This is a genomic window from Paenactinomyces guangxiensis (assembly GCF_016055185.1).
GTDB lineage: Bacteria > Bacillota > Bacilli > Thermoactinomycetales > Thermoactinomycetaceae > Paenactinomyces > Paenactinomyces guangxiensis.
Genome location: NZ_JAECVR010000010.1, coordinates 43,796 through 67,863, shown reverse-complemented (window position 1 = coordinate 67,863; position 24,068 = coordinate 43,796). Strand labels below are relative to the sequence as shown.

Here is a 24,068-nt window from a genome sequence, read left to right as displayed (position 1 = left end):
CATAACTCTACTACTTTTTTGCAAAGAGTGACAGAACTCTCAAGCAATAACATTTTCGGCCTATAGAAAGTAAACCATAAAAAATCCCTGGTACACATTCATCTTCTTAATAGAGTAAATATTTCCATTAACCACCTGTTGAATGACTGAAGCGGGAACAACAGAGACAAGACGTTCGCAAGCACCAGCAAGAAGCTTTGTTTCCGGTCGCGCTGCCTTTTTAAGGGTCAGAAAAAGAAACTATCATGTATCGGTTCACCTTTTCGGCATCATTATGTTATACTTTTTCTTGATTTAATATGTCATAATTGCCATATGATAAACCATAGGAAAAAATAAAGGTGGCTGGAACAAATGAGCATGGTTATAAAAACTGAAAGTGAACCTTCTTTTCATCTTGCAGGAAAAAAGCACCTGAATTTAACGGCAGCTGAACTGGTAGAAGAAGCTCTGCGCAGACAGGAAGGCGTTCTTGCCGGAGATGGAGCTTTGCGGGCTACAACCGGCTTATTTACCGGGCGTTCACCCAGAGATAAATATATAGTGAAAGATCAGATCGTGGAAAAAACGATTGACTGGGGAACTGTTAATCAACCACTGGCTCCGGAAAAATTTGACCAAATGCTAAATCGCTTACAAACATACTTACAGGAAAAAGAGGTATATATTTTTGACGGATTTGCCGGAGCAGATCCTTCTTACCGCCTGCCAATTCGGGTTATCAATGAGTATGCATGGCATAACCTGTTTGTGCGGCAATTATTTATCCGCCCCACTGAAAGGGAATTAGAAACACATCAACCGGAATTCACCATTATCTGTGTCCCCCGGTTCCCGATCGACCCGAGTATGGACGGAACCCGTTCGGAAACGGTAATCGCCGTCAGCTTTGAACGAAAAGTGGTGGTAATCGCCGGAACACACTATGCGGGTGAAATGAAAAAATCAATCTTCAGTGTGATGAACTATCTGTTGCCCGAACAGGGTGTTCTTCCCATGCACTGCTCTGCCAACATGGGCCCGGCAGGGGATGTCGCCCTTTTCTTCGGCCTGTCCGGAACAGGTAAAACCACTCTTTCCGCCGACCCTGAACGCCGTCTCATCGGCGATGATGAGCACGGCTGGTCCGACCGGGGCGTTTTTAACTTTGAAGGCGGTTGCTATGCGAAATGCATCGGATTGAGTGAGGAAAAAGAACCGCAAATCTGGCAGGCAATCCGGTTTGGAAGTGTGCTGGAAAATGTCGTTCTCGATCAGAACAGGCAGCCTGACTTCAAAGATGACTCTCTCACGGAAAATACCCGGGCCGCTTACCCGATTGATTATATCCCGAACGCCGTGATTCCCGGAGTCGCCGGCCATCCCAATATCATCCTGTTCCTGACAGCTGACGCCTTTGGAGTGCTTCCTCCCATTGCCAAATGCACCCCCGAACAGGCGATGTATCATTTCTTGTCCGGCTATACAAGCAAACTGGCAGGGACCGAACGCGGCGTAACCGAACCGGAAGCAACCTTCTCCACCTGTTTTGGGGCTCCTTTTTTACCCCGTCCCGCCCATGTATATGCTGAAATGCTGGGCGAAAAAATCACTCAACACGGAGTGCAAGTTTACCTTGTCAACACAGGCTGGACCGGCGGACCCTACGGAACGGGAGAACGTATGAACCTCGGCTACACCCGCTCCATGGTTCGCGCAGCCATTAACGGGGATTTAAATCAAGTTTCATACACAACTGATCCCGTGTTCGGACTGTCAATGCCAGCATCCTGTCCGGGTGTTCCGTCAGAATTGCTAAATCCCAGAAATACGTGGAAAAACACTGATGAATATGACCAAAAAGCGAAAGAGTTAGCCCGGCTCTTCCATCAACATTTCTCCAGATTTGCCCAGGTTCCGGAAGCAGTGCGCAACGCAGGGCCGACCTGTTAATACCTGATAGGATACCCGTACTTTCCAAGAGTACGGGTATTTTCAACCTTACAAAATAACTCCGCCTCAACCGTACCTATTGATCTTTCCGGCAGCTGAATCCTTTTTAAAGAATGGGTCCCATGCAATCAGTATTTTTTGTCTTCTGTATATAAATCCATCTTGAAAAAGCATGATTTAATTGCTATGATCAGCAAAGTGGACGAATAAAATGGAATAGAATGACAGGAAGGAAATCTTTATGACAAGACCTGTAGTGATTGGTGTCGCCGGAGGTACCGGCTCGGGAAAGACGACAGTCGCGCGAAAAATCGTGGAACAATTTACAGATTCAGTCGTTTACCTTGAACAGGATGCCTATTATAAGGACCAATCCCACCTCACATTGGCCCAGCGTATACAGACCAACTATGATCACCCGCTCGCCTTTGACAATGATCTGCTGATCCGGCATCTGCAAAAGCTGCTTGACTACCAGCCCATCGAAAAACCTGTTTATGATTACTCGCTTCACACACGTTCCAATCAAACCGTCCCGTTAGCACCCAAAGATGTGATTATTATTGAAGGCATTTTGGTATTAGAGGATGAACGGCTGCGCAATCTGATGGATATCAAAATTTTCGTCGATACCGATGCCGATGTACGGATTTTACGGCGCATTGAACGGGATATCCAGGAGCGCGGACGTACCTTTGAATCGGTGATGAATCAGTATCTCAACATCGTCCGGCCCATGCATTTGCAGTTTATCGAACCGAGCAAACGCTATGCAGACCTGATCATTCCCGAGGGCGGGCACAATCAAGTGGCGATCAATCTGCTGATCAACCAGATTCGCACTTACCTTGATTTAGATGAATAGCCAAAAATGAACCGGAAAAGTCAAGGTTTACATAATATTTGGCACGGATAAAGTACAGATCAGATGGAGGTTACTATGATACATGCAACTATATCTGATCTGTACTTTATTTTTTATACAATCAACCAAAATCTTTTAAAATGGAATTTTTCCGTTAACTGTTAAACTCAATATAAAATGTGCTGACCGCCTTAAATTATAGCAGTCTGAAAAAACAGGCTATATTTGGCGTTGACAAATTGAATGATCTCGATTTAAAATGTTTCAGGCAGGAAATTGTTTTTATGTAAATTTTTTTAAAAAATTATGGAACCGGTTACAATCGGGAGACTGTACGGATGGCTACAATCAGAGATGTTTCGAAATTATCCGGGGTTTCTGTGGCGACTGTATCACGGGTATTGAAACGAAGTGGATATGTCCACAGGGAGGCGGAGAAAAAAGTGTTAACAGCGATTCAAGATTTAAATTACAAACCGAACATGGTAGCCAGAAGTTTATCAAATAAGAAAACAAAGACCATCACCCTCATTGTGCCTGATATCACGAACCCATTTTTTCCGGAAGCAGCTTGATTCGATCCATGTCGAGCTGGACGTTCAGCACATCAAAAGGAAGACAACAAGGAAGGTGTAAATGATGAAACGGCCGAAAATGCCGTCATCGGCAGCATCAATATGGACCTGGTGATGGAAACTTCCCGTATGCCTGCAGTGGGCGAGACTGTATTGGGAAGCAAATTTACTACTCTTCCCGGGGGAAAAGGAGCAATGGTTGCCTGTGCGAGGCTTGGGGCTGACGTCACAATGGTCGGATGTGCGGGAAATGACAGCTTTGGATCTGAGTTGACTGCAAATTTACAAAGAGAGGGCGTTATAACGGTAAATGTGGAAACGGTTACAGATTTAGCAACCGGCATTGCTTCGATTACGGTTGAAAACGGTGAAAACTCTATTATTGTCGTGCCGGGTGCCAATGATGCGCTAACCCCGGAAAAAGTACGACAGGCAGAAAAAGTGATTCAAGAAGCGGATGTGGTATTGCTTCAGCTTGAAATTCCGCTGGATGCGGTAGCGGAAGCGGCCCGCATCTCAAAGCATCATCATGTTCCGGTGATTTTAAATCCGGCAACCGCGCTTTCAGTAACGAAATTCGGCGCCCAGGGCGGCATGCCTTCACATGAACAGGTGCAAACCTTTTTACAGCTGAAACTCAGAGATATTTAAGCATGAACGAGTCCTTTCCTGTGGCGGCACTACGGCTGATATTTGAATCCGAAGATAACTTTTTACGCATTGTAGAAAAAGTACCCTGGTCGGAGGCGGTTACAGCCGGCAATTTTATCGGGCAAAAAATCGTGTTGAACGAATTCGTCGCCTACTCCTCTTTTGTCCCGCAGATGGATACGCTGTCTGCTAAAACAGTAGCCATCGTTACATTTGCCCTGTGCGGATTCGCCAACCTGAGCAGTATAGCCATCCAGATCGGTGGTTTGGGCGGGATTGCCCCGAATCGTCGCAGCGAACTTGCCACATATGGTGTGCGGGCGGTGCTGGCGGGAACACTGGCTTCTCTGTTAAGCGCCTCCATTGCAGGGATGCTGATTTGAACGTCGGACCGGGTGTGCTGTACGGTTCGACGAAGGAATCGGTAATGACCGCCATGATGTCTCATATGCGGTACATTCACCGGAATTAAAGATAATGGGAATCACCACCGGTTTCGGAAATTCAAACGTGGGAGACAACCAGAAATACGCTGCAAGTATTGGAGATGCTGGGAGCGGATGATATCCCGGTCATTGCCGGTGCCGACAAAACGTTTACCGGAAAAAAAGCCGGGGAGAAGGCCGCCGGGTCCGCGTCTGCCTGGACATCGACAGTGAGCGCTTTGTTTCGCATTTTTTACAACGAGTCATGTCATGAAGCAGGAAGCGATTGATTGGCTTTGCAATGGAATGGATCTTCCTCTTCTTGAAATAAATCCTGCATAGCTGTTATAGTAATAGAGTTATGCCCACAAAGGCATGACGGGTGGGTGAGGGGCTTACAAAAGAAGGAATGGAGTAGTGACTGAGCATTTTATTAAGCTGGACGCACATGGAACGACATGGAAAACAGAGTTGACGGCCGGTTTAACCTCCTTTTTCACGAGTGCCTATATTATACTGGTTAATCCCCTGATCCTGAAGGATGCCGGCATCCCGTTGAGCGCCGGCGTCATGGCCACCATTGCTGCTTCTATCGCCGGCTGCCTGCTCATGGCACTATGGGCCAATGCGCCGGTCGTTGTGATTCCCGGCATGGGTGTCAATGCTTTTTTCACCTATACCATTGTCCAATCACTGGGCCTTACCTGGCAGCAGGGGCTGGCTGTTGTAATTGTATCCGGCTTTCTCTTTTTCCTTGCCGGGATCACTTCTTTGGGGAGCCGTTTATCGGCGGCCGTTCCCTCTACGCTGAAACACGGGATTTCCGGGGGGATCGGTCTCCTGCTCACCTTTATCGGACTGCAGAAAGGGCAAATGATTCATCCCAGCGAAACCTCTTTTGTCACCCTGGGTAATTTCGGAGATCCGGTTACGCTGTCTACCCTGGCCGGTCTGGCAGTCACCCTGTTCTTGTTTGTCCGTAACATCAAAGGGAGCATGTTGATCGGGTTGTTTTTCACCAGCCTGTTGACCTTCGGGCTTACAGGCAAAACAACTGCGGCCGTCACAGGAATGGATTTCAGTGATTACACCCGGGTGTTGGCCTCTGCCGACTTTAGCATCCTGCAATTTCCTTTCTGGATCGCTGTTTTTTCCATGACCATGATCGTCCTGTTCGAGAATATGGGATTGTTGAACGGGATGCTCCCGGATGCTCAAAAATTCCCACGGGCATACAAAACACTGGGGGTTTCTACGATCACCTCAGGGTTCTTCGGAACCAGTCCGACCATTGCGGCTGCCGAGAGCGCTTCAGGGATTGCCGAAGGTGGAAAAACCGGCATCCCCGCGCTGGTGACGGCAATTCTGTTCGCTGTGTCGATGCTGGTCCTGCCGCTCATTGAGATGATTCCCGGCAACGCCGTCGCACCGGTATTGATCATCATCGGTGCACTCATGATGAATAGTGTGCAGGAAATCCCCTTTCGCGATTTCTCTGAAGGGTTCCCCGCCTTTTTGATCATCGCCTGCATCCCTCTGACATCCAGTATCGCAGACGGTCTGGCTTTCGGCTTTATCGCGTACCCCTTGCTCAAAGTAGCCACGGGAAAGTGGAAACAGGTTCCCGGTCTGGTATATCTGATCGCCGGGCTGTTCCTGGTCAACTTTATCGCCTCAGCTGTGGTGGCCCATTAAGAGGTTGAATGGGACGGCCTTATACATGGGGAGCATCGTAAGCCGAGATCCCGGGATGCAAGTAATTCAGCTCTCTCTCAATCAGAAGCAGCAGCTTAAAATAAATATGCTTAAGGCTCGCAAACGTGCATTTCAAACACGTAAGCGAGCCTTTATTTATGTTGACTGCCTTGAATGATGTGCGGCTATGTGCTTGTACTCAGAGAAATAGGCAGTGAAAAACACTGCTTCAAACATCTTCATTTGTCAGTGCATAAACAGTTACCAATAGTTACTTACTCCGCTCCCTGCTTAAATTTATCAGATCGTGTTTTCAGCCGAATGCTCCATTTCAGAAGAAAAAATCCGGTCAACACAACACACAATCCCATAAATGTATACATCAAATACTGTTCAACCATTGTATAAACAATCTCCCATTGCTCACCGAAAATATAGCCGATCCCGAAAAATGCTGATACCCATAAACCGGCTCCTGTATACGCATACAAAGCAAACGAGCGATACGGAATACGGATCATCCCCACAAAATAGCCGATAAACTGTCTGATCCCCGGCACGAAATAACTGATAAATACTATTTTATTCCCATACTTCCCATAGGATCTTCTCGTTTTTTCCAAAAGTTCAGGCTTAAAAAACAGCCACTTCCCATAGCGTTCAACCAATGGCGTCCCCAGCTTATATCCGATCCAGTAGGTAATCGTCATGCCCAGACATGCTCCTGCATAAGCCACAGCCATAGCTGGCAAAGGCTTAAGTACTCCTTTGTAGGACAGATAGCCGGTGTAAGTCAGCGCTGTATTGCCCGGAGGAATCGGCAAGGCGATCGTATCCAGGGGCAACCCGATCAACAGCACCCAGTATCCATATTGCGCAAACAATTGTTCAACTAATTCCAGAAACTTCATAAACCGCTCCTTATTTATGACATTTATGAGTGACTGTTGACTCATCATTTTTTATTATGGCTATACAGACATTCTCATATCATACAGTGCTATTTTTAAAATACCAAACACAACCATGTTTTAAATCGAACCGGGGTTGTATTCCAGGATGGAACCCCGGTTCCAGATGAGCGGACCGGAAAAGAAAAAGCTTTGGGTATATAGGCCCCAGGCCATATTGATGATAATAGTTCAAAAAGACTGTCACCCAAAAATATCCCAATGATTCCGGGTTTTATTTCATATCTATATCCTCATGTTACATCAAATCAATTTCCTTTGTCTTTATATACTTTGATAAAATCCTGAAATCTAAAAATACAAGTTTTTGGGAAATTTTATGATTTAATTAAAAAATTCGGGTCGGCCAAGTTTAACATAAATGGGTTGTTTGAGTTGAGATAATGATCGATAGGCTTTCAGAAGCGCTTCTGATCTCATCTGCAATGTCATGATTATCTTTGATTGTGGCTTTAGCAACGCAATACTGCGAAACTTCCAAGAGAAGGATGAGCTCATTAAATACTTGGTTATTCACCCAAATAAAAAAACAAATAAAAAATTGCTCCTGCAAGTATAATTGAGGAACCAACCGCAATTATCCAGGGAGCAATTTTTCATAAATCATTATCACTCGTTTGAGACTCCACACGGCTGAAGCACCACAGGCACTTACGTTGGTCGCCGTGGGATTTCTGGGTAGTTAATGCCCTCCACTCCCAAGTTCGGGGCTGTCTCATCAGTCCTTCCCATGCAGTTCTACAACTCATGTTGCATGTACCCACATAGGCGGAACGCCTGTTACCAGCGTTCTGGTCCATATTCACTCACTCTCATGGTTTTACCCGGCAGGAGAGATTGATACGCCACTGGAACCTCATACTGCGGGTTCTTGGAGAGGTGCATGCGGTAAAAGTTACACGTAAGGTTCAGGAAGCGGGAGTTGATGCACCACCGGGTCTTTGGCCTCTTGCTTCATCCGGTTAAATGGGGCATTTCATTTTCACCAAGAGTTTTTTACCCACGATCCTTGTTTTTGTCGAATCAATACAATTTGCCCAATATGGTAAACATTGTGTGTACATAGGTTGGAAATAGCCATCCACCAAAAGACCTCCTCATCAAAGAAAGGAATTCGCTCATGAAGCTCTGATTCGGGGCAATCAGCAAGAGTGTCCCGCCACTCGCTAAAGATGGCATCCAAGCGAATCAACGCCGCCTTCCAGGCCCTTTCAGAAAAATCTTGAATAACAAATGTCTCTTCATTTTTATCATCCGTATCACCAATGGAGTTCTCCTTAAAGCGATGGAGCCAGACAGTATTCCAAAAAACAAGGTGATTTACAATTTGCCAGATCGAGTTCGTGTCTGTATGATCACACCACATCGCCTGCTCAACAGTGAGTCCGTCCAACACCACACTTAGTGGTGGGAACCAGCTGGCTTCATTGTGACAAATTGTTAATAAATCGAGAAGGAGTTCTTTTTTACTGTCGTTTGTCTGTTTTGTATTTTTAGATGAATTCTGCCAGCTGCTGTTTGGGTCTGTACCCGAAAATAAATTTGGATTTTCCTTTTGGATTGGTCTTTTTTCCATTTGTTACCTCCAAAAATCGATAATAGTTTTGTTGCAAAGGAATATGTGTGTTGTTTTTCATTTAGACCAACCCCTTCCCTGAATTCATTTCTATTTCGTTGCACTAATTTTTATTATATACAAACAATTTTTAATTATCAATATAATAACCCGGATTCGGTGTTGTTAACTCAAATAATATTGACATACGTTCATTGTCAAAGACCAAAAACACCTCCTATCCATTTCTTTGGACAGGAGGACAACAAAAATTGCAATACTCCCCACTCAAAGGAAGTATCATCTTTTTAATGTTTTTGGAATAGAATTAGTAAATCATTGGCTTAGAGGTCACCCTTTTGATTACAAACCGACCTGATATTATCACTCATTTAATAGGTCCAGGAATACCTGAGATGCACTTCCCGGCCATTGTTGGGAAAATAGTTGTGGATAATATAAGCCGGACCCATGCCCCTGGTAAAGATGTTGTCACGTTCGATTCCTTAACTCCATGGGTCCCCGACGTTTCCGCTGCCGTCTTTGTTGTCCTTCCAAACTTCGTACTATTTGATACAGGTCTCATCCTGGAAGTACTTGTTATCACACCAGGGACCGGATGGACCGAACCAAACCTGCTTGTGGTAGAAGTCAACATTCGTACCATAGCATTCTTTTTCAAACTCTGCCATACTTAGTAAAAGTAATAAAAGAAATTTCAAAAAGAACAGATTACTGACGTTCTGTTTGGGAGATCGTTACACAAATATTTGGATTGGCAAGAGTATTACCAGTTGCTCAATTGCAGGCGGTAATAAGTATCCTGGGCATCCAAAGGTTGTCCTATGATTCTGCTATGGTACACAGGTAACATCTCCTACTGCATAGCCACCACTGGCTGTCGAAACATATAAACGATAGGTTGTTTGTGAGCCGTATGAGGTGGAGCTAATTGAAGTATCACCACCACTCCATGATTTACTGGCTTCGTAATACCAACGTCCTCCGGATAGATATTGAATGGCTATAGTTGCATTACTTGCACCCCCGTTTATATTAAACGAGATTGTTGGGCCGCTTTTTGTACAACTAGAGCTTCCCCAATGACTATTCGCCCCAAGATTAAACGTCCAGCCCGATGCATAAGCCTGAAACGGCAGAAGCAGGGCTGTCAACAACACTAGCAAAGAAAGTGTAATTTTTTTGATATTCATCAGCATTATCCCTCTTTTCTTAATATAAAAATAATTTTTACTCAATTAGTATAAACTACTTTTTTATCTAAGCAAATATATTAACTCAGGTACGCAGGGCATCCAAGCATTTTTTGTTTTAAGGGATACGTGCCAATCCATAGGGAAGGGATTCTTGATTTCAGATGTGGAAACTCTTGTCTTCATTCTCGTGATGTAGATCCCTTGAGATGCTTGACAACCTGGTGTATGCCGAATCGGGGATCACATGGTATGAGCAAATGTACATGATCGGGCATGATCTCCATACTTGAAATTGTGGTTTTAAGCTCCTTTGCTTTTTGTATGAACAGTTCTTCGAGTCGAACACTTACAGGCGGAACTAATACTTTCTGTCGGTACTTCAGCTGAAGCTAGGGGTTTTCCCGCTCGCAAAGATATAAATTTGTATTAATATGTAATTTCGCTAAAATAAAAAATAGTACGGAGATATGGTCCCCATGTCCCCCAAACCTAATTTATTTCGACTTGAAGGTGGAACGAGATGAAACTGAAAGAATCCTTGGAACTCTTATGGGATGAACTGGAGCAATTTCAAATTCATTATGATCCAAACAAAACCAGAGCAGGGACAAATGAAATTTTAATTGGAATTGGTGATGAAAATAACGGGGGGGTTTGCCTGAACAACAGAAGGACCGAATATGAGTCTGTGACGGAGCTGTTGTACTATTCGGACCGGCAGACGCTTGAACTGCCGGTCTCGTTTCATGAGACTCAATTTTATATTGAAGATTTGTCACCCGACTCTTGTCTCGCTTTTATTTTTTTGTACTGTCTGAATCAGGGAATGGCTGCGGACGAATTCCCTGAGGATTGGGTGGACTATGTGAACAAGTGGGAAATGGGGGATGTGAAAACCACGGGTGAACCTTTTCAGTCGTGGGGCTGTTTACACAGTGCACTAGCTCAGGCCCATTTTACGTTTTATGAAGAGACCGATGCGGAAGGGAAGCCGATTTCCAAGATTGATCAGGCGAATTATGTAAATGGTTTTTGGGCCTGCGTCACACTGGCCGTTGAGATGTTGCTTGCAGATGTAATTCCCCACGAAGTGCCCGTGCTGGACCATGTTGAGGAGTATAATCGGGCCATGGCCTTTCTGAGATTTGAATACCAGCAATATTTGCAAGCCCTGAAACAGGCAACCATCATCCAACTGGAACTTCCCGTAAAAAATTCCAACCGGACTTTGCTGGTTGACGCTTTTATCGCCACTGAAAATACATACATGGGATTGCTGAAATCTTTTCTGAGTAATGATTCCGAACGGACATGGTTAAGATCGGGGTTTAGTTTAATTGCCCTGCACCGGCCCGGTCTCAAAGGAAGTGGAAATGATATCGTGATTTCCGTAGACCCCAATATGAATATTCATTTAAAAGATTTATGGGAAAAGCTGGAGCACATGGAGAATGAACGCTGGGAAGGCTTGCGTCCCTGTGACCAGCCCCGCTTACCCGGCCGCTCACCGGCAAACCAGCCCTGGTATGACGACATGGGCCGTTATACTCTGGTTTCGGCACCAAAGAAAATCAATAAAGAGCTATACGGCTCCAAATTGGAATGGTCCGATGTGGTCAGCGCCCTTTGGGAATTATATAATCCCGCCAAATCATTGACAGTAAGGCCTTATTTGGAGGACGGGACGATTGGACAATCTTGTTATATTTATGAATGTCAACCGATTGTAACCGACCGTGAAAGCCAAAAGCAATTTACAGCGGTAAAATGGGACTCGCTGGGACGTGAACAAGCATTGGTTGCTTCTCCAAGTATGAAGCGGTATCTCGCCGTCTGTGCTTCCGGTCTGTATTCGGGCAAGATCCCGCCCATCTATCCCCTGCCCGCGGAGCGCAGCTTTGATTTCCTTGAATTGCCCTGCGGCTTTGCGGTCATCCATTCAAACGGCATTTTAATTTTAGATGACCAAAACAACGAACAATTGGACCTTCCCGCCTATAAAGGGGAGTTTGAACGGCTTTTACAGAGGGTACAAACGGTCAGTAAAATTCATGCAGAAATCTCCAGGAAAGTGGATGACATTCAGAAGAAGCTTCAAACCAGGCAAACACTTTCCGGGAAGTATCTGATCTCGCTCCATCATTGGATCGCACAGCAAAAGATGGATCTTCGCAATACAATCCTGCGGACAATGCCCGCTTCGGTTGACCATAATTTACAAGTATTTCGGGAAACAGTTGAGAAAAGGTGGGGATTAAATAACCAGCTTGATGAATTGTATGAATCGGTAGCGGAAATTGAACATATTATCACTGGTTATGCGGAAGCCCGCACCAACCGGCTCATTAGCGCAATTACCATCTACGGCTTTCCATTTGCTTTGTTTGCCGGATTATTTGAGTTTATCTTTGAAGGAATCCCCAGCCCCAAGTGGTTTGGAATCCACTGGGTCGGATTTGTTTCTTTTCTGCTTTTCTCAGCCGTGAGTATCGTGGGGATTAGTAAAATTTTAAAACGATCGCATGGGGATGAGCTGATCAAAACCAGTCAAACAGAAAGGCTGAATGAACGCTCCTGATCTTATCTCCGACCGCACAAACCCGGCTTTCATTCCTCCGAATGAGAGCCGGGTTTGTCAACTGGCTATTTTTTGCTGCTTTCCTTTTGCTGTTCTACCTTCTTCAAACGTTCTGTCAATATTTTAAGGCGGACTTTCAGTTCGTCGCCCCATTCCGTATCTGATAACACCTTGGACACCCTCAGCAAATCCAATGAGTGGTCAATCTGTTCACGCAAAATAGATTCCACATCATCATCTTCCTGAAAGCTGACACAATATTCTTTCCACTCAGCGATCATATCGGGACTGATTTCTTCGCGGAGGGTTGCTTCTTTCACATGATCTTCTTGCGCATATTCAATCACTAACTCAAATTCTTCTTTGATGGCGGGATGAACTTCAACTTCATGGCACACCGGACAATAGAGCAAAGGAACATGATGCACCAAAATGGACTGCTGACGCAACGTTCCGATCAAACCGATTCTGGATGCCCCACAGCAGTAGCTCATTTTTGCCCCTCCTTCTCCCCTATTATGATCGAATCTGGTGCCGCAGAAAAAAGAGCATTTATTTTTATTGATATATATTTATTTTACCACAAATCTGTATGTTCAAACCCACGGAAATAAATAGAAAAAAGCATAGTGGCAAGCACTATGCCCAATGTCCGCATCGTTCAAATGGAGGGGAATCGTTTTCAAAAACATTCCCCCCCATAAAACAGCTGCCAAACTTTTTTCAAGGACACCAGCCCAAATCGCAGCCATGTGCATAATAATCATGAAATACACGGTTATCCTCCAGCGCGTAGATACGGTTTTCTTCCATGGCATAACCGTCGTACAGTTCGAGTTCCTTCGTGTTCAGATTAATCTTGCCGATCGGCGATTGATAATGGTAGAGCACGAAGTCACCCTCTTCTATTCTTCCCGTTACCTTGCTGGTGATGTTCAGACGTTGCTGTTGTTCTTTGGACATACAGACTCCCCCCTGGTCAGAATCATCCATGATCCTTTCCCTTACTTTGCACGAAGAAAGGCTCTTTTATTTGGAATTCCGCAGGGCATGAAAAGTGAAGAGCAATTAATCCTCTGATACCGCTTGTTCATACTGCTCTGCGGTTAACAGGTTTTCCAGTTCTGAGGAATCAGACAGCTCGACAACGATCATCCAGCCGTCACCATACGGGGAATCGTTAACGTTTTCAGGAGACTCTTCCAAGCTGCCATTGACTTCAACAACCTTACCGCTGACCGGCGCATACAGTTCAGATACGGTTTTGACAGATTCTACACTGCCAAACGGTTCACCCGCAGTGATTTCTGCACCTTCTTCGGGAAGTTCAACAAACACAATGTCTCCCAGTTCAGATTGTGCAAAGTCGGTAATCCCAATCCGTACTTTGTTCCCGTCTCCCATTTGCACCCATTCATGTTCTTCGGTATAACGCAATTCTTTTGGCAGGTTCATCTCATTTTACCTCCGCTTATTCAAGTTCTCCCATTACACGCTCCAACGGTTTTTTCAACATGGAAAGAGCCTTTTCGCCGGCCGAACGGTGACGGAGTACGCCGTTTTTATCAAAAAGATAAAATGCCGGCACATATTCATTCTCAAATGCATCCACAACATTATGCTGGTTATCAATGCCTTGGGGATGCTTTAGTTCGTATTTTACTATGGCTTCTTTCACCGCGTCCACATCGGTATCTTTTTCAGATCGCGGCATGTGAATCCCGACAAATTGCAGTTGGGGGTACTCCAGTCTCATTTTATTGATATCGGGAAGGCTTTCCTTGCACATCCCGCAGCTGATGGACCAGAAATGGACCAGCACGGGTTTATCTTTAAAATCTTCTTTTGCTGCTTCTCCGTTGACCCATTCAGTGATTCCTTTTAATTCCGGCATTTCCGTGCGTAAACGTAAAGCCATTTCACTTACCTCCTACTATATATGGAAATAAAGGACCTAACGCTGGCGTTAGGCCCTCTATTGTTTTCGCAATTAAAGGGTTTCTTGGCCTGGTTTCCAGTCAGACGGGCACAGACCACCCGTTTGCAGAGCTTGCAGAACACGCAGTGTTTCATCCACGCTGCGGCCAATGTTATTATCAGTAACCACCTGGTAACGAACAATCCCTTCCGGGTCAATGATAAACAGACCGCGCAGGGCCACTCCTTCTTCTTCAATCAGCACACCGTAGTCACGGCTAACTTTGTGAGTGGTGTCCGCACCCAGCGGGAAATTGATTTCGCCAAGACCGTTTTCACTGCGCGGTGTTTTAATCCAGGCGCGGTGGGAGAACTTGCTGTCTGTGCTAACACCGAGAATATCGGCATCAAGATCGGCAAATTCTTCATAGCGGTCTGAAAGTGCAGTGATTTCAGTCGGACAAACAAAAGTGAAATCGAGCGGATAGAAAAAGAGAACCAGCCATTTTCCTTCGTAGTCGGAAAGTTTCACTTTCTCGCTGAGATCCTCCAAATCTCTGGTACTCTCCATTTCAAAATCCGGAGCTTTGAGTCCTACTAGACGTTGAGCCACTACAAATTCCTCCTCTGGTGATCATGTTACAGTGCCCGGGCAACACCCCGGGAACAGTGACAAACTTACTGTTCCCAATATGTAGGGTTTATAAACAAGGCCTTGTCCCCTGGCACAAACTTAAGATAACATGCGTCTAAATTAAAGTCAATACTTGTTTATATTTAATACAATATGAAAATCGTTATCATCGAAATACTGTCAATTCCCTTTATAAATTATTTCTACATAAAAAGGAATTAAATAAAATTGCTATAATATTTACATGTGGATCACGACTCCTTTACAAACAAAAGGTATTCTGTGATCATACACAACCCATACAGGGAGAGGAGAAACAAAGAAGTGAACTTATCGTTCAAACAAAGAGCCGGGGTCGCCCTTTTAAGCCTGCTTACACTAGTAGCGGTACCCTTTCTGGCCGCATTTGACCACGCGTCTAAAGGCCCGAAACTAGTCAGTGTACAAATGTTGAGCATAAACGATTTTCACGGACAACTGGACCGGGTCGGAAATGTAAACAATCAGCCTGTCGGTACCGCCGCCTATCTGGCATCTTACTTGCGGCAGCGGTCTCTTGAAAATCCAAACACCCTGTTGCTCCATGTCGGGGACGCAGTGGGAGCAAGTCCCCCGGTATCGGCATTACTGCAAGATGAACCGACGATTGACATTTTGAACACTCTAGGTTTTGATCTGGGAACCCTGGGAAATCACGAATTTGATGAAGGGGTTACTGAAATGATGCGGCTTATCCATGGCGGAACCCACCCTGAGACAGGATACTTTGAAGGAGCCAATTTTCCCTATACCGTCGCCAACGTAGTGGATAAAAAGACACACCAGCCGATTTTGCCCCCACACGTCATTAAGCGGGTAAAAGGGGTACCGATCGGGTTTATCGGTGTCGTCACCAAAACCACTCCAACCATCGTCACCCCGGATGGCGTCAAAGGTGTCATTTTCACTGATGAAGCGGAAGCCATCAACCGGGAAGTGAAAAAATTAAAGAAAAAAGGCGTCAAAGCGATTATGGTGCTCGCCCATGAAGGCGGCTTTCAAAACAGCAAAGGCGAGATCACCGGGCCGATTGCTGATATCACCAAGCAGCTTGATCCCGAAGTAGATGTTGTATTCGCCGGGCATTCTCATTCTTATCTGAATGGTACCGTTAACGGAAAGCTGGTTGTGCAAGCTTACAGCTACGGTACAGCATTTTCCGATGTGGATATCGTGATCGACCGCCGGACAAAAGATGTAATCCAAAAACGGGCAGAAGTGGTTACGACCTACCATAAAGGGATGAAACCGGACGCCCAGATTCAGAAAATGGTCGATGAAGCACAGGCCAAAGTGGCTCCGATTATCAATGAGGAAGTGGGGCAAACCACAGAAGCAATTACCCGGACCGAAAATGACGCCGGGGAGTCAGCTCTTGGAAACCTCATCGCTGACGCTCAGCGCTGGAAGATGAACACCGACTTCTCTTTCATGAATCCTGGCGGAATCCGGGCTGATCTTCCTGCCGGAAAAGTGACCTGGGGAGATGTTTTCTCCGTTCAGCCGTTCGGCAATGATCTGGTAAAAATGGAATTGACCGGTGAACAAATCCGACGCCTGTTAAATCAACAATTCCAGGACCCTGATCGAATCCGCATCTTAAAAGTATCGGGACTTGAGTTTACCTGGAATCCCAGCCGTCCGGCCAACGACCGGGTGGTTGACGTCAGGAAGGCAGACGGAACCCCGATTGACCCTGCCCGGACTTATACTGTGACCACTAACAGCTTCCTTGCCAGCGGTGGGGATAACTTCACTGTATTCAATGAGGGAACCAACAAGGTAGTTGGACCGACTGATTTGGATGCACTGGTTGAATATATAAAACAGCTCCCGCAGCCATTCTCTGCCAGAATTGAGGGACGGATTCAATTAACAGACCAATAAAATAAAGCTTGAGAACCCCTTTCTGCCTGTTTGGCTGAAAGGGGCTCTCTCTTGTAAACGACTCTCCACTACGGTGGCAGAACTTCTCGTTTCACCAAATCTCCAACGAGACTTCTCCACAAGTGTGACTTCCTCATAGTCCCCAGGGTACAACTTAAAATGTGTGTGGTCCTTTCTCTTATGGCAGGTTATTTTGCGTGATGATTGATTCTTCCTCACCACAACCCGGTCCAATTCAGACTTCATGGTGCAGCAAAATGGCCACTTCAAATTTAAGCTAAATTTCGAAGCAGCCATCATACATCAATCCCCCGCTATTTCTTTTATTATTGAAAAGGGAATCGTCGGGATTTAGGAATATATTATAAATGAAACTGATATTTAACCTGAGCTTTCATTTACTGATGAGCCCATTGAAAAACAGTTTCATTAATCCCGTGTAATACTCCCTGCCCTTTTTTATATGCTCCGGACTTGATAAGACAGGTAATAAGGCAAAAATATATGCCATGATCGCTTCTGTAGGGATACTCTCATCAATAGCCCCTTCCTTTTTCCCCTCCTTGATCAATTTCTCATACCACGGTACCGCACGGACAGTGAGAAATTCGTTAATAATCTGTTTCATGGGCGGGTCATCTATTGAATGCAAAAATGATTCCCCGACTATATCAATTGATTGTTTATTTTTATCGATAATCCATTGTATTTTTTCAGAGAAAGGGATATTTTGCTCAAGCAGCTCATCAGCAGCAGCCATTGACTCGTTGAAACGTTCCATCATGGCCTCGCGGGCAAGTGTCATTTTGTCGCCGAAGTATTTGAACACCGTCACTTGTGATACTCCGGCCCTTACTGCGATTTCGTTAACGGTAACACCGGTGATTCCGCGCTTGATAAAAAGCTCTTGAGCCGCCTGAATAATAGCCTTTCGTTTTTGTTGGGTTCTTCGTTCGTATCCGTTCATCATTCCACCTCGGCTGGATTATACCATAGTTTTGAACTATAGCAAAATCTCACTTCAAAATACCTTGACAGCATCTTAATAGAGAAATAAAATGAATTCAATTAGATAATGAGTTCAATAAATAAAATGGCTTCATAAACTTGGAGTGAGATATGATGAATTATGTTTTGCATTTTAATGAAATTAATCACAACAGCTTGCCAATCGTTGGTGGAAAAGGAGCAAACTTAGGAGAAATGACCCAGGCCGGCTTTCCGGTTCCACCTGGATTTTGCATCACCGTAGCTGCTTTTCAACAGTTTATCGCAGCCAGTGATATAATGGATCGATTTTTTACCTTACTCCATCAGTTAAAACCAGAGCAACTGGAAGAAATCAAAACGCTCGGAAAGCAAATACGAGACCATATCCTTACACTTCCACTCGACGAAACCATCCGTACAGAAATTATCCACGCCTGGATCAAGCTCGGAGATAACCATTCCTATGCTGTTCGTTCCAGTGCTACGGCCGAGGATTTGCCAACCGCTTCGTTTGCTGGTCAACAGGAAACCTATCTCCACGTAAAAGGGCAAGATCAACTGATCGAAGCAGTAAAAAAATGCTGGGCCTCCCTGTTCACGGATCGGGCCATTGTATACCGCATCAAGAACGGGTTTGATCACAAATCCGTTTCCTTGTCTGTCGTGGTGCAACGGATGGTTTTTCCCGAAGTGTCCGGAATCCTGTTCACCGCGGACCCCGTGACGGGACACCGGCGCACGGTTTCCATCGATGCGGGGTTCGGACTGGGAGAGGCGCTGGTTTCCGGCATCGTGACCGCCGATTTGTACAAAGTGCGCGACCATGAAATCATCCAGAAACAAATCGCGAAAAAGGAAAAAGGGGTTTTCCCTGTTGCTGAGGGCGGAACGGAAGTCCGGGAACTGCCACCCGAACTTCGCCAAAAACAGGCGCTCCCGGATCACAATATCTTAGAGTTGGCGGAACTGGGACGAAGGATCGAAAACCATTACGGTTCCGAGCAGGATATCGAGTGGTGTTTGGAAGGCGATGACATCTATATTCTCCAAAGCCGGCCCATCACTTCCCTTTATCCCGTCCCTTCCGCGAAGAATGACCAATACCGGGTCTATCTTTCGATTGGCCACTCGCAAATGATGACCGATTATATGAAACCGCTCGGGACCTCGGTTTTCCAATCGCTCGTTCCCTTTGATGATGATTCGGCTCCAATCGTTGAAGCGGGTGGACGGCTCTTCTGGGATTGTTCCAGTTTCCTGTTCCTGAAGCCCGTCCAGCGCAAGCTTCTCAAAAGCACGATCGCGGACGATAATCTGTTGGCTCTGAAAAAAGTGGTGCAATGCGAAGACTTTCAACGGCTGGCACCGAAGCGGGGCGTGATGCGAAAAGCTTTCCGCTCATTGAAAATCATGTTGGCCCTTTACCGGAAGATGATTCCCCGGTTGATCCAGATCTGGTATTGGGAAGATCCTAGACTCGCTGTGACACGGGCCTTTGCCACTTTCGAACAAGATTTGTCCCAATTCAAACGAGCATTGTCCGAACGCTCTGGCGCGGAACGGATTCGGTTTATCCTAGAGCATGCCGTTTTTGAGACCATCGTCGATCCCATGGCCTACACCTATGCCGGATTCATCTCCTTGCCGGTCATCAAAAGAAAAATGAAAAAATGGTTGGGAGAAGAATGGAACCCCTCCATTGAAAAGTCCCCTCCCGGCAACATCACCAGCGAAATGGGGCTGATGATCGGGGATTTGGCGGATGTGGCCAAACCCTATCCCGAAGTCGTCCGCTATCTGGAACAGGCGGAAGACCGTACGTTTTACGAGGGATTGAGCCAAGTGGAAGGCGGCGACGCATTCCGGGCGGAATTGGACCAGTTCATGGAAAAATTCGGGATGCGGGCGCCCGGTGAAATCGACATCACACGGATCCGCTATAAAGAAACGCCCACCATGCTCGTCCCGTCCATTCTCAGCCATATGAGAAGCAATGCGCCGCAAGAGCACCGGAAAAAATTCAAACAAGGGGAACAGGAAGCCCATGAAGCGATCCAGTCCTTGTTGGCGCGGGTGAAAGCAACGCGCGGTGGGACCCGGAAAGTCAAGAAACTGGCCCGGCTCATCGCGCTATACCGAAACACCGTGGGAATCCGGGAACTGCCCAAATATATCATGATCCGTTATTTCGACCTTTACCGGGAAGCCATTTTGGAAGAAGCCCAAACCCTTTATGAAAAAAGGATACTCGAGCAGAAAGAGGACGTCTTTTATTTGACGCTGGACGAATTGGTTGCACTGCTGGAAAACCGCCTGAAAAAGGAAGAAGTCATGGAGCGTATCCGTTCCCGCAAGGCATCGGAAGAGGTTTACCGAAAACTGAACCCTCCCCTTGTCATCACCAGCGAAGGGGAAACATTCTCGGCGGTCATCCGCAACGAGCAGGCACCGACCGGCGCTTTGGTCGGCATTCCTGTATCCCCGGGTGTTGCGGAAGGTTATGTCAAAGTCGTTCGCCGATTAGAAGAAGGAAAACTGAACAAAGGGGACATCTTGATCGCTCCCTACACGGATCCCGGTTGGACACCCTTATTCCATTCGGCCAAAGCCCTCGTGACGGAAGTCGGTGGGATGATGACTCATGGTTCTGTAGTAGCACGAGAGTATGGAATTCCGGCAGTAGTTAGTGTAGACAACGCCACAAAACTTTTGAAAGATGGGCAATATATCCGCGTTGATGGTACGAATGGTTTTGTAGAAATTTTAGAAGACATTCAATAAGTCCCCTTTGCCAGTATCTATTCCAATCAATTGATGAAAAGTCTAATGGCTAACGAGGTCAACAAACTTCGTTAGCCATTTCTGTTTACATTATGTGCGTATGCGGTACCACCGGATCATTACAGCAAATATCGACCAAACACACCTGATTGGACGCCAACGCTGTTTGTATGGCAGGTTCCAGCTCTGACAGCTGTTCAACACGAACCCCTTCTGCTCCAAATGCCCGGGCTAACGCGGCAAAATCAGGGTTGGGAAGATCAGACCCCAGGGGCTGTAAGCCCGCCACTTTCATCCGATTCTTTTCCATGGCGTAGCTGCCATTGTTGATCAGAAAAATGATCAGAGGCAATTGGTAAGTGACCGCCGTGGACAGGTCGGCCAGAGTGGTCATAATTCCGCCATCACCAGCGATGGCAACCACTTGCCGTTCTGGAAAAACAAGACTGGCAGCCATGGCAGCTGGCAAAGCAAAGCCGAGAGTACGCCATCGGCCGGAGATGAGAATTTCCTGATTTGTCGTCTGAAAAATGCGTTCAAACCAGAGAGTATGATCTCCAACGTCCAAGGCAATGATGGCATCCTGCCGGACATATTTGCTTATGGCCCTCATGACCTGTTGCGGTTCCGGCGTAGCCGTGTTTTGCTCCGCTTCCTCCCTTATTTTTTGGGTCCAAAAACTTTTTTTCTGCTGAATCTCTTCCATCCATGATGGATTCTCCTTAGACTCCACACCAAAAATTACCTCAGCAATGAGATAGGAAAAATCTCCGACCAGAGAAGCGACATTGGGATGAGTACGGCCGATATTCTCTTCGGCGGCATCGATTTGGACGATCGGAACCGACTTTGGCACATATTCCTCCGGCCACCAGGTTGCCCCCAGAATCAGGCACAGATCAGCCTGTTTTAACAACCCGGTGGAAACCTCGCTCCCGGCCTGTCCCAACCCGCCTGCGAATAAAGGATGATCATTGGGAATATAAGATTTGGCGGGCATGGTGACGATCATTGGAGCCTGGATCTTTTCCGCCAGTTTACATACATCATGCTGTACCTGTTTGATTCCGCGCCCAACCAGGAGAACAGGCCTTTCCGCCTTGTTGATCCACTCCAGTACAGAGAGGAGATCTTCTTTATCAGGCATCACCACCGGAGCCCTGGGAGGCGGTGGATAAAGCGGACCCGTTGCCATCTGCCCCCATATATCTTTAGGAACGGAAAGATGTGATACCCCGCCTCGCGCCAGCGCTGTTTTCATGGCAATATTTAACTGGATGGAAAAAGAGCGGGGATCAGCCACTAATGAGGAAAACTGTGCAATTGGCTCAATCAGCTTCTGCTGGTCAATCTCCTGTTTGCTGCCCGTGCCAAGTTTGCTTCGTTCCACTTGTCCGGTGACCGCCAACACAGGGGCCCGATCATGAGAGGCATCGGCTAAACCGTTTAACAAAAGAGCGATTCCCGGCCCGCTGGTGGCTGTGCAGACCGCGAGCTTTCCCGTCAATTTGGCTTCAGCTGAGGCCATCAAAGCGGCCGATGTTTCATGGCGGCAGGCGATGTATTCAATCCGGTCTTGTTTCGCCAGTTCATCCAGCAGATACAGATTGGCATCCCCGATTACACCATATATTCGCTGACATCCCCACTCAGCCAGTTGTTCGATCAGATGCCGGGCAACGGTACGGGATGTGTCTGTAAAATCAAATTCCATACTCCCCCTCCTTCCTCTCTAGTTTGGCTTCCCCCTTTTTAAACATGCAGTAAGAACGGCTTTACATTAACGTAACGTTAAGCTTTACAATAAGAGCATACCCACAGGGAAAGGGAGAGATTCTTTGCTTATTCAAGAGATCGCCCGACGGCTGAAAGTGACTCCGCGAACCATTCGCTTTTATGAGGAAAAAGGCTTAATTTCCCCAAAAAAAGACCAATCCAATCAATACCGTATTTTCAGTGAAAAAGAAGCCTGGCGTTTGCAAACGATCATTGCACTCAGGGAAGTGGGGATGCCGATCGAAAAGATCAAGCAGGTGCTGGATGAGATGGACAAAGGTGAGCCCGAGGAAGTTCTATACTACCTGCAATTACAGCAGTCCGTACTGTTCACGGAATGGCTCCGGATGAAGCAGGTTTTGTCTACGCTGGATCAGATGATTCACAGTTACGATTCAACAGAGTCAGGGAGCTGGGAAAAATTATGGGAACTGGCGGAACAATCAAGGCATACCCGGGCAGAAAGGAACAAGTGGGAGGACCGGTGGAACTTTGACCGTCAGGCCCAAACTTATGATCAACAAGTACAGCGCCACTCCGAAGATTTTGACGTTCACCGGGATTATGACAAGGGACTCGATCTGGTGTTGGAATGGACAAAGCCGCAGCCACATGAAACAGGACTGGAGATCGGAGTGGGAACCGGAAATCTGTCCGCACGGTTTGTATCCCGCGGCTATACAATGAAAGGGATTGACCAGTCAAAAGAAATGTTAAAAGTATGCAGGCAAAAAGTGCCCGCGCTGGAGACACGGATCGGAAACTTTCTTGCCATTCCTTATCCTGACCAATCCTTTCATTTTGTCGTAACCAGTTATGCTCTCCACCACCTCACCGACGATCAAAAGATGATGGCTCTGGAAGAAATGAACCGGGTGTTAAAACCGGGTGGGCGAATCTGTATTTTGGATCTGATGTTTGAAGATGAAGCGGCCCGGTCAGCCTATCTCAAAGGCTGGCTGGCTCGTGGAAAGGAAGAAGTGGTCCGGAGTGTTGAAGATGAGTACTATGCTGACAAAAGCAGACTGTCAGCCTGGCTGCAACAGGAAAATTTCCGAGTGAAAACAGAGCAGATCAATGATATCCTGCACATTGTTTACGCAGAGGGAACTTAAAAAAGAAGCTGCGCCAGAACAGCTTCTTTTTTAGTCCCACCAATTGAACAGCACATCGCCGACTGTTTTCGGCTGCCAATAGTTCATATCATAAAGGCTGAAATGATGAATAAGCTCTTTCCCGATCTGCAATCCATCTTTGTTCACCAGAATTTCCAGGGGCTCATTCAATTCTTCTGCAGTGAGGATTCGATACCCCGGATAGTACGAATGAAACGCCCCTGTCAATGGCGGGTGATTGATAAATATGCTACTATGGGATGTAAAAACAATCCAGGGTTGATCTCTTAAAAGCCAGATAGAGATAACCTCATTCCGGTACTCAACAATTGCTTCAAAATAACTGCAACAAATTCCCCGATATTCTTTGTAATCAAGAACTTTTACTCCCAGCAGGTATTCCAGTGAATAAACTATTTTTTTAAACACGAACGGGTCTGTCAAGGTATTGTTTAGTGAGCCATA

20 protein-coding genes and 4 pseudogenes are annotated in these 24,068 nt (G+C 46.2%); 12 read left to right on the top strand and 12 right to left on the bottom strand.

All coding sequences use genetic code 11. The features are described from left to right. The first annotated feature begins 354 nt into the window (after window positions 1–354). The 7 genes and pseudogenes from pckA (at window position 355) to I8U27_RS10870 (ending at window position 6,143) form a co-directional block, all read left to right on the top strand. Window positions 355–1,932, top strand: coding sequence for a phosphoenolpyruvate carboxykinase (ATP) (gene pckA, locus I8U27_RS10900; protein WP_198065868.1), 1,578 nt, complete (start codon window positions 355–357; stop codon window positions 1,930–1,932). Between the two features lie 241 nt (window positions 1,933–2,173). Next, window positions 2,174–2,797: a uridine kinase gene (gene udk, locus I8U27_RS10895; protein WP_181752093.1), complete on the top strand. Its 624-nt coding sequence runs from the start codon at window positions 2,174–2,176 to the stop codon at window positions 2,795–2,797. A gap of 338 nt (window positions 2,798–3,135) precedes the next feature. Continuing rightward, window positions 3,136–3,363: pseudogene (locus I8U27_RS10890) on the top strand (LacI family DNA-binding transcriptional regulator); the annotation flags it as partial. Between the two features lie 93 nt (window positions 3,364–3,456). Further along, window positions 3,457–4,023: pseudogene (locus I8U27_RS10885) on the top strand (ribokinase); the annotation flags it as partial. Between the two features lie 80 nt (window positions 4,024–4,103). Then, a pseudogene (locus tag I8U27_RS10880) lies at window positions 4,104–4,406 on the top strand (nucleoside transporter C-terminal domain-containing protein); the annotation flags it as partial. 164 nt (window positions 4,407–4,570) lie between these two features. Then, window positions 4,571–4,738, top strand: coding sequence for a hypothetical protein (locus tag I8U27_RS21135; RefSeq protein WP_181752089.1), 168 nt, complete (start codon window positions 4,571–4,573; stop codon window positions 4,736–4,738). Between the two features lie 127 nt (window positions 4,739–4,865). Continuing rightward, the gene (locus I8U27_RS10870) at window positions 4,866–6,143 is read left to right on the top strand and encodes an NCS2 family permease (protein ID WP_181752088.1); all 1,278 of its coding nucleotides are present in this window, start codon (window positions 4,866–4,868) and stop codon (window positions 6,141–6,143) included. Window positions 6,144–6,418: 275 nt separating this feature from the next. Here I8U27_RS10870 and I8U27_RS10865 read toward each other — a convergent pair whose 3' ends face one another. Together I8U27_RS10865 and I8U27_RS10860 are read right to left on the bottom strand one after the other, a co-directional pair. After that, a complete protein-coding gene (locus I8U27_RS10865) occupies window positions 6,419–7,054 on the bottom strand; it encodes a DedA family protein (RefSeq protein WP_181752087.1) in 636 nt (211 codons plus the stop codon). Between the two features lie 1,042 nt (window positions 7,055–8,096). Further along, window positions 8,097–8,690 (bottom strand): DinB family protein, encoded by a 594-nt coding sequence (locus tag I8U27_RS10860; RefSeq protein WP_181752086.1) that lies wholly within the window; start codon window positions 8,688–8,690, stop codon window positions 8,097–8,099. A 338-nt stretch (window positions 8,691–9,028) separates the two neighbouring features. Here I8U27_RS10860 and I8U27_RS10855 point away from each other — a divergent pair, with 338 nt between their 5' ends. Further along, window positions 9,029–9,367 carry a hypothetical protein gene (locus I8U27_RS10855; protein WP_181752085.1) on the top strand — a complete coding sequence of 113 codons (339 nt, stop codon included), beginning with the start codon at window positions 9,029–9,031 and terminating at the stop codon, window positions 9,365–9,367. 156 nt (window positions 9,368–9,523) lie between these two features. Here the strand turns inward: I8U27_RS10855 and I8U27_RS10850 are convergent, their stop codons facing one another. After that, complete coding sequence (locus I8U27_RS10850; protein ID WP_181752084.1) at window positions 9,524–9,883, bottom strand: hypothetical protein; 360 nt, start codon at window positions 9,881–9,883, stop codon at window positions 9,524–9,526. 185 nt (window positions 9,884–10,068) lie between these two features. After that, window positions 10,069–10,266 (bottom strand): annotated as a pseudogene (tnpA, locus tag I8U27_RS10845) (IS200/IS605 family transposase); the annotation flags it as partial. A 140-nt stretch (window positions 10,267–10,406) separates the two neighbouring features. Here tnpA and I8U27_RS10840 point away from each other — a divergent pair. Next, a complete protein-coding gene (locus I8U27_RS10840; protein ID WP_181752083.1) occupies window positions 10,407–12,464 on the top strand; it encodes a magnesium transporter CorA family protein in 2,058 nt (685 codons plus the stop codon). A 65-nt stretch (window positions 12,465–12,529) separates the two neighbouring features. Here the strand turns inward: I8U27_RS10840 and I8U27_RS10835 are convergent, their stop codons facing one another. From I8U27_RS10835 to I8U27_RS10815, 5 genes are all read right to left on the bottom strand, one after another. Next, window positions 12,530–12,958, bottom strand: coding sequence for a YgiT-type zinc finger protein (locus tag I8U27_RS10835; protein ID WP_181752082.1), 429 nt, complete (start codon window positions 12,956–12,958; stop codon window positions 12,530–12,532). 229 nt (window positions 12,959–13,187) lie between these two features. Next, window positions 13,188–13,427: a DUF2553 family protein gene (locus I8U27_RS10830; protein ID WP_181752081.1), complete on the bottom strand. Its 240-nt coding sequence runs from the start codon at window positions 13,425–13,427 to the stop codon at window positions 13,188–13,190. A 105-nt stretch (window positions 13,428–13,532) separates the two neighbouring features. Further along, entirely contained in the window at window positions 13,533–13,919 is a 387-nt protein-coding gene (gene gcvH, locus I8U27_RS10825; RefSeq protein ID WP_181752080.1) for a glycine cleavage system protein GcvH, read from the bottom strand. 16 nt (window positions 13,920–13,935) lie between these two features. Then, entirely contained in the window at window positions 13,936–14,382 is a 447-nt protein-coding gene (locus I8U27_RS10820; protein WP_181752079.1) for a TlpA family protein disulfide reductase, read from the bottom strand. 72 nt (window positions 14,383–14,454) lie between these two features. Further along, complete coding sequence (locus I8U27_RS10815) at window positions 14,455–14,994, bottom strand: peroxiredoxin (RefSeq protein WP_181752078.1); 540 nt, start codon at window positions 14,992–14,994, stop codon at window positions 14,455–14,457. A gap of 345 nt (window positions 14,995–15,339) precedes the next feature. Here I8U27_RS10815 and I8U27_RS10810 point away from each other — a divergent pair, with 345 nt between their 5' ends. Then, complete coding sequence (locus I8U27_RS10810; protein ID WP_309506133.1) at window positions 15,340–16,941, top strand: bifunctional metallophosphatase/5'-nucleotidase; 1,602 nt, start codon at window positions 15,340–15,342, stop codon at window positions 16,939–16,941. Between the two features lie 394 nt (window positions 16,942–17,335). Here I8U27_RS10810 and I8U27_RS10805 read toward each other — a convergent pair whose 3' ends face one another. Then, complete coding sequence (locus tag I8U27_RS10805; protein WP_181752077.1) at window positions 17,336–17,908, bottom strand: TetR/AcrR family transcriptional regulator; 573 nt, start codon at window positions 17,906–17,908, stop codon at window positions 17,336–17,338. A gap of 152 nt (window positions 17,909–18,060) precedes the next feature. Between I8U27_RS10805 and I8U27_RS10800 the strand changes: the two genes are divergently transcribed. After that, on the top strand, window positions 18,061–20,712 hold the full coding sequence (locus tag I8U27_RS10800; protein WP_181752076.1) for a phosphoenolpyruvate synthase: 2,652 nt from the start codon (window positions 18,061–18,063) through the stop codon (window positions 20,710–20,712). Between the two features lie 85 nt (window positions 20,713–20,797). Here the strand turns inward: I8U27_RS10800 and I8U27_RS10795 are convergent, their stop codons facing one another. Next, on the bottom strand, window positions 20,798–22,426 hold the full coding sequence (locus I8U27_RS10795) for a thiamine pyrophosphate-binding protein (RefSeq protein WP_181752075.1): 1,629 nt from the start codon (window positions 22,424–22,426) through the stop codon (window positions 20,798–20,800). Window positions 22,427–22,550: 124 nt separating this feature from the next. Between I8U27_RS10795 and I8U27_RS10790 the strand changes: the two genes are divergently transcribed. Beyond that, complete coding sequence (locus I8U27_RS10790; protein WP_181752074.1) at window positions 22,551–23,603, top strand: MerR family transcriptional regulator; 1,053 nt, start codon at window positions 22,551–22,553, stop codon at window positions 23,601–23,603. 30 nt (window positions 23,604–23,633) lie between these two features. Here the strand turns inward: I8U27_RS10790 and I8U27_RS10785 are convergent, their stop codons facing one another. After that, window positions 23,634–24,032: a hypothetical protein gene (locus tag I8U27_RS10785; protein ID WP_181752073.1), complete on the bottom strand. Its 399-nt coding sequence runs from the start codon at window positions 24,030–24,032 to the stop codon at window positions 23,634–23,636. Window positions 24,033–24,068: the final 36 nt, after the last annotated feature.